The 13,596-nt window shown below is 42.9% G+C and carries 10 protein-coding genes; 2 read left to right on the plus strand and 8 right to left on the minus strand.

Annotated elements, in window-relative coordinates:
• Positions 1 to 14: 14 nt before the first annotated feature.
• Positions 15 to 1,247 (minus strand): ATP-dependent RNA helicase SrmB, encoded by a 1,233-nt coding sequence (gene srmB, locus ACOI22_RS15915; RefSeq protein WP_420673122.1) that lies wholly within the window; start codon positions 1,245 to 1,247, stop codon positions 15 to 17.
• 225 nt (positions 1,248 to 1,472) lie between these two features.
• On the opposite strand from srmB, the gene ACOI22_RS15920 reads away from it, so the two are divergent.
• Complete coding sequence (locus ACOI22_RS15920) at positions 1,473 to 2,384, plus strand: ExeA family protein (protein ID WP_420673123.1); 912 nt, start codon at positions 1,473 to 1,475, stop codon at positions 2,382 to 2,384.
• Positions 2,377 to 3,663, plus strand: coding sequence for a general secretion pathway protein GspB (locus tag ACOI22_RS15925; RefSeq protein ID WP_420673124.1), 1,287 nt, complete (start codon positions 2,377 to 2,379; stop codon positions 3,661 to 3,663). Before ACOI22_RS15920 ends, ACOI22_RS15925 begins: the two co-directional genes overlap by 8 nt.
• An 11-nt stretch (positions 3,664 to 3,674) precedes the next feature.
• Here ACOI22_RS15925 and ACOI22_RS15930 read toward each other — a convergent pair whose 3' ends face one another.
• The 7 genes from ACOI22_RS15930 to ACOI22_RS15960 all read right to left on the minus strand — a co-directional run bounded on the left by ACOI22_RS15930 (position 3,675) and on the right by ACOI22_RS15960 (position 13,454).
• Positions 3,675 to 4,856 carry an HD-GYP domain-containing protein gene (locus ACOI22_RS15930; protein WP_420673125.1) on the minus strand — a complete coding sequence of 394 codons (1,182 nt, stop codon included), beginning with the start codon at positions 4,854 to 4,856 and terminating at the stop codon, positions 3,675 to 3,677.
• Between the two features lie 95 nt (positions 4,857 to 4,951).
• The gene (leuD, locus tag ACOI22_RS15935; protein ID WP_420673126.1) at positions 4,952 to 5,551 is read right to left on the minus strand and encodes a 3-isopropylmalate dehydratase small subunit; all 600 of its coding nucleotides are present in this window, start codon (positions 5,549 to 5,551) and stop codon (positions 4,952 to 4,954) included.
• A 2-nt stretch (positions 5,552 to 5,553) separates the two neighbouring features.
• Positions 5,554 to 6,957 carry a 3-isopropylmalate dehydratase large subunit gene (gene leuC / locus ACOI22_RS15940; RefSeq protein ID WP_420673127.1) on the minus strand — a complete coding sequence of 468 codons (1,404 nt, stop codon included), beginning with the start codon at positions 6,955 to 6,957 and terminating at the stop codon, positions 5,554 to 5,556.
• Positions 6,958 to 7,081: 124 nt separating this feature from the next.
• Positions 7,082 to 8,167, minus strand: coding sequence for a 3-isopropylmalate dehydrogenase (gene leuB / locus ACOI22_RS15945; protein WP_420673128.1), 1,086 nt, complete (start codon positions 8,165 to 8,167; stop codon positions 7,082 to 7,084).
• Positions 8,168 to 9,721 carry a 2-isopropylmalate synthase gene (gene leuA / locus ACOI22_RS15950; protein WP_420673129.1) on the minus strand — a complete coding sequence of 518 codons (1,554 nt, stop codon included), beginning with the start codon at positions 9,719 to 9,721 and terminating at the stop codon, positions 8,168 to 8,170.
• Between the two features lie 380 nt (positions 9,722 to 10,101).
• Positions 10,102 to 12,288 (minus strand): malate synthase G, encoded by a 2,187-nt coding sequence (locus ACOI22_RS15955; protein WP_420673130.1) that lies wholly within the window; start codon positions 12,286 to 12,288, stop codon positions 10,102 to 10,104.
• Positions 12,289 to 12,509: 221 nt separating this feature from the next.
• Positions 12,510 to 13,454, minus strand: a complete 945-nt coding sequence (locus ACOI22_RS15960; RefSeq protein ID WP_420673131.1) for a LysR family transcriptional regulator — start codon at positions 13,452 to 13,454, stop codon at positions 12,510 to 12,512.
• Positions 13,455 to 13,596: the final 142 nt, after the last annotated feature.

Here is a 13,596-nt window from a genome sequence, read left to right on the forward strand (position 1 = left end):
GTGCGCCGTTAAAATTACTTCTTACGAGTTCTCACTTTGGCTTTGCTCGCTTTAGGCTTTTTGGCTTTCACTTTAGGTTTTTTCTTTTTAACTAAAGTTGGCGCTTTGTTTTGCGGCTTTAACTCTTCTACTACACGTGCTTTGAATGACTCATTTGTATAGCGTTCAACTTTACCTACCCATTGAAAATCATGGGCTTCTATTAAGGAAATAGCTACACCTTTTGCGCCCGCACGGCCTGTTCTGCCTATGCGGTGTACGTATACATCAGCGCCGCGAGGCATATCATAGTTAATTACGTGGGAAACATCGGGTACGTCAATACCGCGGGCGGCTACGTCAGTCGCAATGAGTATTTTTGTTTCGCCACTTTTAAAGCTAGCTAAGGCGGCTAAACGCTTATCTTGCGGCATTTCACCTTGCAGATAAGAAATAGCAAAGCCTTTGCTGAATAATTGGTCTTTTAATTCGTGCAAGCGTTCGCGTGTTTTTACAAACACCACGCATGAGTCAACCGTATTTTTTAAATGGTATTCAAGTAGCGCATCTTTGTGCTGGCGGTTATCACACAGGTGATACCACTGTAGCGTTTTGGCTTTTTCTTTGCGTGAGGGCACAGCCTCGTGCACTTTAGGACTTTTTAGAATATCGCGAGCAAAGTTATTTACGCCTCGGCCTTCAAGCGTTGCCGAAAACAGCATGGTTTGCTTGCGCCAGCGTGCTTCTTCGCAAATTTGGTTAACCACCGTACCAAAGCCCATGTCGAGCATGCGGTCAGCTTCATCAAGCACCAATGACTCTATATCACGGCAATCAAAGGTTTCGTTTTCAATGTGCTCTAACAAGCGCCCTGGTGTGGCAATAAGAATATCTACGTTGCTTTCAAGGGTTTCTTTGTCAGTTCCGTAGTTTATGCCGCCAGTAATTACGCCCACGGTAAGATCAGTAAATTGGCAGATTAACTCAGCTTGTTCGGCTACCTGAAACGCAAGTTCGCGTGTAGGGACTAGCACTAATGCGCGCGCAGATGTTTTGTCGCGATTAGGGTAATCAAGCAGAAATTGACTTACCGGTAAAATAAACGCGGCGGTTTTTCCGGTGCCGGTAGGGGCACTGGCGAGTATGTCAATGCCATCCATTGCATCTGGAATAACGAGTTCTTGAATGCTTGTAGGCGCGCTATAGCCCATTTTTTCGATGGCGCTAATCAATTCGTCGTCAAGTTCTAGTGCGTGAAAGCTGCTCAATGTAGTTACCTTTGTCTTGTTCGTTCATATTTGGAATATAAAGCACTTTTTTAAGTGCGTTTATTTTTGCGCAAGTTTACCTTATTCTGAGCAATAATAGTAAGGGATTAATCATAACTATTGCGCACGAAAAATTCGCGTTTCTCAAATTTACGTTATGCCGTAATCGTGCTAGTTTAGCCTTCCTATGTTGGTAACAATTACAATAACTATAAGAAATTCATTGTGTACTTAAATTATTATGGCTTAACCGATAATCCTTTTTCTATTGCTCCTAATCCTGATTATCTATTTATGAGCACACGGCATAAGCAAGCACTGGCGCATTTAAGCTTTGGTTTAAGGGAGTCAGGCGGGTTTGTTATGCTTACCGGAGAAGTGGGCACTGGCAAAACAACGGTGTCACGTAAGCTTATGCAAGACTTAGGCGACGACACGCAAATGGCCGTTATATTAAATCCTACGCTCTCAGCGCTTGAATTGTTAGCCACGGTGTGTGATGAGTTAGGGATAAGCTATGATCTTAATACGGCAAGTTTAAAGACCTTCACCGATTTAATTTTACAAAAACTGGCTCGCAATCATGACAATGGCGTTAACACGGTTTTATTAATAGATGAAGCACAGCATCTGCTCCCTGAGGTACTAGAACAGCTTCGCTTGTTAACCAACCTTGAAACGAATCGTGAAAAGTTACTGAAAGTGGTGTTGATTGGCCAACCAGAATTACAACAATTACTGCGCCGAAACGAGCTTCGCCAATTGGCACAACGTGTTACAGCGCGATATCATTTACTCCCTTTAACCCAGCAGGAAGTTGCCCAGTATGTAGAGCATAGGTGGCAAGTAGCGGGGGGCAGTACAAGTTGCTTTAGAAAATCAGCCTTAGCGGAAATATTTACTATTAGCGGCGGGATTCCGCGGGTTATCAATTTATTATGTGACCGAGCACTTAGCCTAGGCTATTCGTTACAGCGCCCTTTGGTGGATCATCAAATAATGGTGTCAGCCAGTTTTCAGGTATTAGGTGATGACATAGTGCTGCAGCGCCAACAAGCGCGTTGGAAACCTATATACATTACTGCGTTTATTGCCGCATTGGCATTAGGTGTATTGTGGGGTATGTATTATGTTTAAAACGTTTAGCGTTAACGAGTTAGCCCCCGGCATGATGGTCAGCAAGGTACTTGAGCAACACGGGCCGGTGAAAATTCGTAAAGTAGGCATGATCCGCTCACAAGACATGATCAAAGGCTTGTCTGAAATGGGTGTTACTCAAGTTGAAGTAGATTTATCACAAAGCTTAGGGCTTGAAGATGACGCACAAAGTGAAGTGCCTGAAGCGATTTCTACTATTGATGACACTCATACAACTAAAGCGGCTGATGAAACCGCTACGCAGCGCTTAGTTGCCTCAAATAAGCGGGTGGCCGATGTAGACCGCCAGCTTTCACAGCAATTTCATCGTTCATTGTTTTTACCTGCGGTAGAACAAATGCCAAGCAAATGGAGTTTGTATGGAAAACCCTATGCTATTTTGGCAGGCTGTGTTGTTGTGGGCTTTTGTGTAGGGCTAACATTAAGCGCTACCGCTTTGCACGGCACGTCTTGGTTATTTGGTAGTAATGAAGCGCCAATTGTTAGCAATGAAAGTATCGCTGAGCGAGAAGCGAAACAGGAGCTGAACATTGAGCCGGATCAAGGCGGAGCCAGCGAAAGCCCTCAAGGCCTTTCAACGCAAACTGATGCGCTTGCACAGCCAGCCCCAGAATTAGTCCAAGCACCAGCGCAAGCCGTGGTTGACGATACTGTTCAACAAGGCGTGGTTCAGCAGGAAGCGATTCAACAAGAAGCGCCTCAACAACAAGCTATGCAAAACGAGCCCCCTGCGTTAGTCAGTATAAATGGCGTAATAGTGGAAGAAGGGCAGCAAGTATTGGGTTATCAAAATACCAATCAGCAAGCCACCGCCTCCCAAGCGCCCATTGCAAACAATGTTTCGTCAAGCAAGCCAAACAATAAGCCTATTCAAGGTAATCCTAGTGCTTCTTCGAATATATCGAGCGAAGATTTACTTAGGCGAATTCAAGAGGCCGCAAACGACATTGACAAACAAAGCTCATCTGAGCCTGAGCCTTACGAACCCGAAAGGGCGAGTGAGGCAAGAACCTATAATGATGTACCGCGTATTGACCAACTTAGCCCCGCAGTGCTGACGCAAATGCCTGGTATGAGCTTTAGTGCCCATATGTACGCATCAAACCCAATTGACCGTTGGGTGCGAGTAAACGGTAAACGCTTAGGGGAAGGCGATTATATAAGCGATGATCTTCAATTATTAAGAATAGAACCTGATAGAGTGATTTTGTCATTTAAAGGAGATGATTTTAGAATGAATGCTCTATCAGATTGGTAGGGCTTTACGGTTTATTTGTCTAATAGCGCTGATTTAAAAAAGCCCGGTAAGTTTAAGTTAAATTCATCGGGCCTTACACACCCCACAATTTTATCACTGCTTTGGCGATATAAGTCTATTCGCTTTACTTCTGTAAGGTGCTTATTTCGCGTGCTGTAAAATGTCATTACGGTAGGTTTTAATGGGTCTTTGTAGTTGCGTTTTACTACTATAGCTAGCTTCCCGTTAGTTAACTTAACTAGCGATCCAACGGGGTATAAGCCAATCGCTTTTATGAACTCATTTACTAATTCAGTATCATGGGCACTATTGTTTTGTAAGTCTTCTAAGAATGCTTGTGAACATGTATTAGACGCATCATGATGTGCTGATAGCATGTTTTCGTAACTATCCACAATGCCTGCCATTTGTGAATACACGCTAATGTCATCGCCGCTCAATTGTTTGGGGTAACCGGTTCCGTCAATACGTTCATGATGATGCGCTATAATATCAAGCACCAGTGGCGGTACGTCACTAAAACGTTCGGCAATTTCGTAGCCTATATCAACATGAGTGCGCAATAAGGTGTGATCAGCCTCGGTTAATGGCGCACTGTTGTTATAAAGCTCACTAGGTAGCAGTGCCATACCGCAGTCCATTAATAAACCCGCTAGGGTTAAATCTTCTACCTCAGCTTGGCTGAAGCCTTTAAACTTAGCAAATATAGTCATTAAAATTGAGCAATTTAGGGAGTGCTGCACTAAGTAATCATCAGACTCTTGAAGCATAACCAAGCATGCTAACGCGTCTGTATTTTCAAAAACACTGTCTATAATTTCCTGTGACAAGGTATGTAAGGAATCAAAGTCTGGACTTTGACCGCCTTTTAATTGATGTAAAAAGTCGCTATGAATGCTGCGCGACTGAGAATAGAGTTTATTTGCTTTGGTCAGGTCTTGTTGGTGTTGTTCGCAAGAAATATTCTTATTGCTTATGGAGGGAGGGGGGCCTGACTCGGCTTGTTCGGCCGAAAAATTGCCCTTACTTAGGTCAATTTCTAGTGCTTCTATGCCATTATTCTTAAGCATATCTATTGTTGATTGCGTTTTTACAACGCCCTGGCTCTTAACTGCCAGTTTAGTGCTTGTTTGCGTAATAGCATGCACAAACATGCCTACCTGAAGCTCATCAATAGATACTATTTTCTTCATACGTCCCAACATTATGAAGATGCAGCATTTGGCTGCATCTTCAATTATTATTAATAAGGTGAGTTATTAAATTTTATCGGCACGAATGAAGAAAATTAAAGCCAAACTTTTCGCTTATTTTCAAATTCAGATATTTTATCGTTTAACTCTAAGGTTTGTCCGATTGCATCTAAACCTTTTAGCATGTTGTTTTTGTGGTGTGGGGCAATGTCAAACTCAAATACTAATTCATCACAGCTAACGGTTTGCGCTTCTAAATTAATACTAATTGCAATTTTAGGCTGAGCACTTACTTTTGCAAATAATTGATCAAGTTGGGCATTACTCAAGCTAACAGGCAGCAACTGATTATTAATACTGTTGCCGTAAAAAATATCTGCGAAAGATGTTGCAATAATGGCATCAAATCCGTAATCAGCAAGCGCCCAAGGTGCGTGCTCACGGCTTGAACCACAGCCGAAGTTTTCGCGGGTAAGCAGTATTTTAGCGCCCGCATATTCTGGCTGATTTAAGGCAAACTCAGGGTTTAGCTTTTTATCAGCCCCGTCTAAATAACGCCAATCATGAAATAAGTTGATGCCGTATCCAGCACGCGTAACGCCCGTTAAAAATTGTTTCGGGATAATTTGATCGGTATCTACGTTTGCTTGGTCAAGCGGAGCCGCAGTACCTGTTACAATATTAATTCCTGACATTGTTATTGCGCTCCTAAAGTACGTACATCGGTAAATTTACCGTTTATTGCAGCTGCAGCCGCCATTTCTGGACTCACTAAATGGGTACGCGCACCGCGTCCTTGTCGCCCTTCAAAGTTACGGTTACTGGTAGATGCACAGCGGTCACCCGGTTGCAGAATGTCATCATTCATTCCTAGGCACATTGAGCAGCCAGGTAAACGCCATTCAAAACCTGCTGAAAGAAATATGCTATCTAAGCCTTCTTTCTCGGCTAACTCTTTAACTTCCACCGAGCCTGGTACCACTATAGCGGTTACGCTAGGGGCCACTTTTCCTAACTTCGCTACTTTTGCAGCGGCGCGCAAATCTTCTATGCGGCTGTTAGTACATGAGCCAATAAATACGTGTGAAATACCTACGTTACTTATAGCATCACCTGCACGTAAATCCATATATCGCAAGGCTTTTACGGCTGAATCTTGTGTAACAGAATCACTAAACGAGCTTGGATCAGGAACCTGTTGGTTTATGCCAATTACTTGGCCTGGGTTGGTTCCCCATGTGACTTGTGGCTCAATATCTTTGGCTTGCAAGGTAACTACGGTATCAAAGCTAGCATCAACATCTGAATATAAGGTTTCCCAATACGCTTGTGCTTCTTCCCATTGATGCGTGCGAGGCGCAAATTCTTTGCCTTTCATATAAGCGAAGGTTTTTTCGTCGGGTGCAATTAGCCCCGCTTTTGCACCGGCTTCAATACTCATGTTGCAAATGGTCATACGCTCTTCCATCGACAAATCACTTATGGCTTGGCCACAATACTCAATTACATGGCCGGTAGCGCCTGCATGACCAATTTCACCAATAATAGCGAGTATTATGTCTTTCGCAGTAACGCCTAATGGTAGCTTACCTTGTACTTCGACTTTCATGCTTTTAGCGCGTGATTGCTTAAGTGTTTGTGTGGCTAACACGTGTTCAACTTGTGATGTGCCAATACCAAAAGCCAGTGCACCAAATGCACCGTGGGTGGCAGTGTGTGAATCACCACACACTACGGTCATACCTGGCTGGATTAAACCAAGCTGTGGTCCAATAACATGAATAATACCTTGGTTTTTATGCCCTACAGGGAATAGTTGGATACCATGGTGCTCGCAGTTTGCGGCAAGTGTATTTAACTGCAATGCGTTTTGCGGGCCGCACGCGTCTAAAGCAAGTGAGCGCGTAGATATACTATGGTCCATTGTACCGAAGGTTAAATCGGGGCGGCGTACCTTTCTGGCTTTTTCATTTAAGCCTGCAAATGCTTGCGGGGTAGTAACTTCGTGTATAAGGTGGCGGTCAATGTATAACAACAAATCGTCACCGACTTGGTCAACAACGTGTTGATTCAATACTTTTTCATAAAGTGTAGCTGGCATTTTCTCTTCCTTGCAGCGCTGTGCATTCGCTGCATCAATCGTGTTGGGCCTTATATAAAAGGCTTCTCATAGGCGATAAAAAGGTGCGTGCAAAATTTGTGTTTACCTGAGCACCTTTCAACATCTACAGCTGGCTAAGAATATAATCGCCTACTTCGCTGGTAGATTTAGCTAAATGTTTTTGCTCGGGTAATAGTAACTCAGCCGTTAACACGCCGTCGCTTAAGGTTTTTACTACTGCGTTTTCTATACTATCGGCAGCTTCTGATAAACCTAAGCTGTAACGAAGCATCATGGCCGCAGATAATATTTGCGCAACTGGATTAGCAATATTTTTCCCGGCTATATCAGGTGCAGAACCACCTGCAGGCTCATACATACCAAAACCTTGCTGATTAATACTTGCTGAGGGGAGCAGGCCCATTGAGCCGGTTATCATGGCGCATTCATCTGACAATATATCACCGAATAAATTAGAGCAAAGTAATACATCAAATTGCCCTGGATTGGCCACTAGCTGCATGGTGGCGTTGTCAATGTACATGTGCTCTAAGCTCACATCGGGATAGTCTTTAGCGACTTCTTCCACGACTTCACGCCATAAACGGCTAGTTACCAATACATTGGCTTTATCTACCGATACTACTTTTTTGCTACGCTTACTTGCTGCTTCAAAAGCAGAATGCGCTATGCGTCTAATTTCTGCAGTCGAGTAACGCATGGTGTCAAAAGCGGTTTTTTGTTCGCCTTCACCCTCTAAACCTTTAGGCTGGCCAAAATAAATGCCTGAGGTTAACTCGCGAACTACTAGCACATCTACGTTGTTTTTGGCGATGTCAGCACGAAGGGGTGACAAGTGCGCTAGGCTTTCGTAAATTTTGGCAGGGCGTAAGTTACTAAACAAATCAAAATGGCTTCTTAGTGACAATAAAGCGGCACGCTCCGGGCGCTTTTCTAAAGGTAAAGAATCCCATTTAGGCCCGCCAATAGAGCCAAATAAAATAGCGTCGGCTTGTTCGCAGCCTTTCAAGGTGGCGTCGGGTAATGCTTCACCATGATGATCAATCGCATATCCGCCCACGGCATACTCGGTGCAATTAAGCGTAAACTCGTGCTTTGCGCTTACGGCATCAAGTACTCTGCGCGCTTGTTGCATAACTTCAGGCCCAATACCGTCGCCCGCTAGTACTGCAATAGAAAAACTGGTCATTTACACTCCTGCTATTTTTACTTGTTTTTGTTGGTCAATTTGGTCGGCTAAATATGTGTTGTTTAGCACGAAAATTAATGATTTCACACCGGCTTCAACTATGTCGGTGGCAAGGCCAATACCGTTAAAACGGCGGCCATTATATTCTACAATTACGCTTACTTGGGCTAGGGCGCCAGCGCCTTCACCTTTTGAATCAAGCTTAAAGTCTACAATGTCTAAATCATGGCCTTTTATGGCTTTAATAATCGCATTGAAAGCGGCATCAACTGGGCCGTTGCCGGTAGAGGCTTCAGTTACCTCTTCTTCGCCAACCATAACGGTTACGGTGGCAGAAGGAATGATGTTTTGCCCTGAGGTAGCATGCAAATATTGAAGTTTATAGTACGCTTGCTCGTGTTTTTGTTGATCAAAAAACAATAAGGCTTCTAAGTCATAGTCAAACACTTGGCCTTTTTTGTCAGCCAATTTCAAAAATGAAGTATATATGTTGTCAAGGTCGTATTCATCGGTGCCATAGCCTAGCTCACCTAAACGGTGCTTAATTACATGGCGGCCCGAACGAGAGGTTAAGTTTAGTACATTCTTATTAATACCCACAGACTCAGGGGTCATAATTTCGTAGGTATTTTCGCCTTTTAATACGCCATCTTGGTGTATACCTGAAGAGTGACTAAAAGCATTCGCGCCCACTATTGCCTTATTCATTTGCACAGGCATATTACATAACTGGCTGACTAATTTAGAGGCTTTGTGAATTTCTTGGCTCTTTATATTGGTATCTAAGCCTAGCTTTGCGTAGCGCGTTTGTAAGGTCATGGCTATTTCTTCAAGTGAGCAGTTACCTGCACGCTCGCCTATGCCATTAACCGTACACTCAATTTGGCGAGCGCCGTGCTCTACCGCAGCCAATGAATTAGCTACGGCTAAACCTAAGTCATTATGACAATGCACAGAAATAACGGCTTTATCAATATTAGGTACGCGGTTATAAAGGTTTTGAATAATTCCGCCAAATTCAGATGGAATCGTGTAACCAACGGTATCAGGAATATTGACCGTGGTAGCACCTGCATTAATAGCTGATTCAACCATGCGGCATAAATAATCGATATGAGTACGCCCCGCGTCTTCACATGAAAACTCTACGTCATCAGTATATTTACGCGCATGTTTAATGGCTTTCACCGCCATTTCAACTACCTCATCTTGCGATTTACGTAGCTTAGTACCAACGTGAATATCAGATGTTGCAATAAAAGTGTGAATTCTAAAGGCATCAGCAACGCTCAACGCTTGCCCGCATGCGTCAATATCTTTCTCTAGCGCTCTTGATAAACCGCATACTCGTGCGTTTTTAATTTCTTGGGCAATTAATTTTACCGACTCAAAATCACCAGGAGATGAAACAGGGAATCCAGCTTCTATTACATCAACGCCAAGGCGTTCAAGCATAAGCGCAATTTGTAGTTTTTCACGCACATTCAAACTTGCTGGAAGGGCTTGTTCGCCATCACGCAATGTGGTGTCAAAAATAATGACTTGGTCGCTCATATTTCACTCCTGTAAGGGCTTATTCGCCTACATTGTATCATTGTTAATATGCCTGTTATTGATTGATTTAAAGCCTTTTTTGATGACTTAACCATACTTAGCATGAGAGGCATAAAAAAACCCGCGCTAAGCACGGGTTTTTATGTTTTAGTAAACTACGCTCACCCGCACCGATTAAGATGTAATGGTAAGAGCAGCAGGATAGAAATAACGCGAAAGCGAATATTTGATGATAAATATTTTGTCATTTCAGTTCCTGTTGGGTAAAAACGTAATTTCATGCTAGAAATGTAACTTTCTTTGCAATGAGCGTCAAGCCAAAAACCCCTTAAAAACGGATTACTTGCTAATTATTACGTGATTACTTAGTTAGTTTACTTCTATCCTTGTAATTTGGCCTTCATTTCTTTGCGTCTCTCATGCAAAAGTGGCTCGGTGTAACCGTTGGGTTGATCTTTTCCTTTAAAGATTAAATCGTGGGCTGCTTGAAATCCTATACTACTTTGCAAATTGGGCAGCATGGGAATGTATTCGCTATCATCAGCGTTTTGCTCATCTACTAATGCGGCCATACGTTCCATTGAAGCATTAATTTGCGCCTCGCTAACTAAACCATGCTCTAACCAATTAGCAATATGCTGGCTAGATATACGCAAGGTTGCTCTATCTTCCATAAGGCCAACATTGTTTATGTCGGGTACTTTTGAGCAGCCAATACCTTGGTGTACCCAGCGCACAACATAGCCCAATATGCCTTGTACGTTGTTATCAAGATCATGCTGAATTTCTTCATCACTCAATAACTCGTTTCCTTGCAATGGAATATCAAGAATGGTATCGGTGCCATCAAAGCTTTGTGTGTCAGAGGCGTTAATAATTGTATCTTGTAAGCTGAACACGTCTACCGTGTGATAATGCATAGCGTGAAGCGTTGCACCAGTAGGTGAGGGTACCCAAGCGGTTGATGCACCCGCTTTAGGGTGGGCAATTTTCGCCTCAAGCATGGCTGCCATTTGATCAGGAATAGGCCACATGCCTTTACCAATTTGCGCTTTACCCGACAAACCTGCTTTTAAGCCCGTAATTACGTTAGCTTTTTCATAAGCGTGTATCCAAGGGCGCGCTTTTAACTCAGCTTTTGCGGCAAATGGCCCTTTTAACATAGAGGTATGAATTTCATCACCTGTGCGATCAAGGAAACCAGTATTGATGAAAACAACGCGCTCTTTAGCGGCTGCAATACAAGCTGCTAAGTTAACACTGGTGCGGCGCTCTTCATCCATAATGCCGACTTTTAAGGTGTTTTTCGCTACGCCAATTACCGGTTCAATAGCGGCAAATAAAGCATCAGTGAACGCAACTTCTTCAGGCCCGTGCATCTTAGGTTTCACAATATAAACACTGCCGGTTTTACTATTGCTAAACTGGCTATTGTTAAGCAGGTCATGTTTGGCAATAAGGCTGGTAATAAGCCCATCCATAATCCCTTCAAAAATAGGCTCATCGTTAAATAAAATGGCGTCGTTGGTCATAAGATGGCCTACGTTTCGCACAAACATTAAGCTTCTGCCTGATAAGCTAAAACGAGTGTTATTTGCCCCAGTGTATTGGCGATCAGGATTCATAGTTCGGGTAATAGATTTACCGCCTTTTTGCATATCAAATTGTAAACTACCTTGCATTAAGCCAAGCCAGTTTTTATAAACTAAGGTTTTGTCTTCAGCATCTACCGCAGCAACTGAATCTTCGCAGTCCATAATGGTGGTTATTGCAGATTCAATGAGCAAATCTTTAATACTTGCGGGATCAGCCGAGCCTATGGGATGCTTAGCATCAAATTGAATTTCAATATGCAAGTGGTTGTGCTTAAGCAGTATGGCTTCGAATTGGTCCGCACTTTTGCTAGGTGTAAAACCAACAAATTGACTAGGCTTAGCCAAGCTTTGTTTTGAATCATTGTTAAGGGTAACCACTAATTCGCCGTTCTCAACGTTATAGTTGGTACTATCAGCATGAGAACCATTCGCTAATGGTGCGGCTTCATCAAGCAGTGCACGCGCTCTTTTAATAACAGCTTGCCCGCGTTTAGGATTATACTGGCCTTGTTTCTCTTGCCCGTTTTCATCGCCAATTGCGTCAGTGCCGTATAGGGCGTCATATAAACTTCCCCACCTTGCATTTACTGCGTTTAATGCATATCGCGCGTTATTTATAGGCACAACCAATTGCGGGCCGGCAATATGAGCAATTTCATCATCAACGTTTTCAGTGCTTATTTTGCTTTGCGCGGGAGTGGGCAACAAATAGTCTATTTCTTGTAAAAACGTTTTGTACTGTTCAAAACTGGCACCTTTGTTATGCAGGTGAAAGTTGTCTATTTTCAGCTGTAGCTCATCTCGTTTGGCTAACAAGGCCTTATTGATAGGCGTAAATTCAGCCACAACTTTTTCAAAACCTGTCCAAAAATCGGCTTGCGTTACTTCAGTACCAGGCAACGCCTCTTGGATCAGAAATTGGTGTAAAACTGGCGCAATTTTAAGTGCGCCTTTTTGAATATATGAGGTCATTATCTTCTCCATTACATGCCGCTGTGTTTTAGCCTGCACTTCGTTCTGTCATACGACGTAAATTATACAGCGCAAAGTGCTTTTTAATTATTGTACTGAGTGTAATGAACTGAAGAATAAATGGAACTTTATGCCGTTCATGCTTAGCATTCACTGTGTGAATGCTAAAGCGTGAACCGATGGACTGGCGTTTTTAAAGCGTGAAATGACAGGTTTTGCGCCTACTGTGCCTGCATTTCATTCGCTACGTCACCTATTAAACGGCGCAACCATATATGGCCCGCATCATGGTGTAATAGTGCGCTCCAAGCCATTTTTAAGGCAATGGGGGGAATATCAAAAGGAGGCGACACTATTTTAATAGCTGCATCATCTTTAAATATGTTGGCAGCCTTAGTGGGCAGGGTGGCTATTAGGTTTTGCGTTTTAGCCATTTGTAGCGCGGCATGGTAGTGGCGAGTAAACACTCTAATATCACGTTTTTTGCCAATTTTAGTTAGCTCAGCATCTACCCAACCTAGCTTCTGTACTTCAGTGGGATCAATACCTACGCCTACGCCAAAACCGGTTTTACTTACCCAAATGTGCTGGCCACTTAAGTATTGCTCTAAGCCAAAGCTTTGAGCTCGCGGGTGATCAGCTCGTATTACGCACGAAAAATCATCGTACCAAATAACTTTTTGGTGGAAGCTTAAAGGTAATTCTTCAAAGCGGTTAATTGCCATATCAACCTTGCCTTGTTCTACGTCATGAAAGGTCACATCACTTGGTGTAATCAAATCAAGCGTGATGTTAGGAGCAAGCTCTGTTAAGCGCCCAACTAGGCTAAGGAGTAGGGTAGATTCAGCATAATCGCTGGTCATAATTCTAAAGGTTCTAACGCTGGTGAGTGGGTCAAATTCAACTTCTGGTTGAATGCTAGATTCTAACTGACTCAACACATCGCGAATAACGGGTTGCAACTCTACAGCCCTTTTTGTTGGTGTCATACCATCGCTGGTTCTTACCAAAAGTGGGTCTTTAAATAAATCTCGCAAACGTTTCAAACCATTGCTCATAGCCGGTTGAGTGATGCTTAATTGATTTGCGGCTTTTGTTACGCTGCCCTCGCGTAGCAGTACATCTAAATACACCAATAAATTGAGGTCGACTTTGGCAATATTCACGATTAGTTTCCTTGTACGCTTTTGCTTTGCTTAGTAATTACTATACATTGATTATATAAAAATTAGCAATAATTAAAAGGTTTGCTATTAATTTTGTGAATATAAAACGTTAGATATTTGTGAAGATATTGAAAAATATAAA

Source organism: Glaciecola sp. 2405UD65-10 (assembly GCF_048820975.1).
Taxonomy (GTDB): Bacteria; Pseudomonadota; Gammaproteobacteria; order Enterobacterales; family Alteromonadaceae; genus Glaciecola.

What these genes read in the sequence shown, in the direction of transcription:
- ACOI22_RS15925 (WP_420673124.1), top strand. Translation starts at nt 2,377, where the DNA reads ATGTTTAAAACGTTTAGCGTTAACGAGTTAGCCCCCGGCATGATGGTC.
- ACOI22_RS15930 (WP_420673125.1), bottom strand. Translation starts at nt 4,856, where the DNA reads ATGAAGAAAATAGTATCTATTGATGAGCTTCAGGTAGGCATGTTTGTG.
- leuD (WP_420673126.1), bottom strand. Translation starts at nt 5,551, where the DNA reads ATGTCAGGAATTAATATTGTAACAGGTACTGCGGCTCCGCTTGACCAA.
- leuC (WP_420673127.1), bottom strand. Translation starts at nt 6,957, where the DNA reads ATGCCAGCTACACTTTATGAAAAAGTATTGAATCAACACGTTGTTGAC.
- leuB (WP_420673128.1), bottom strand. Translation starts at nt 8,167, where the DNA reads ATGACCAGTTTTTCTATTGCAGTACTAGCGGGCGACGGTATTGGGCCT.
- leuA (WP_420673129.1), bottom strand. Translation starts at nt 9,721, where the DNA reads ATGAGCGACCAAGTCATTATTTTTGACACCACATTGCGTGATGGCGAA.
- ACOI22_RS15955 (WP_420673130.1), bottom strand. Translation starts at nt 12,288, where the DNA reads ATGACCTCATATATTCAAAAAGGCGCACTTAAAATTGCGCCAGTTTTA.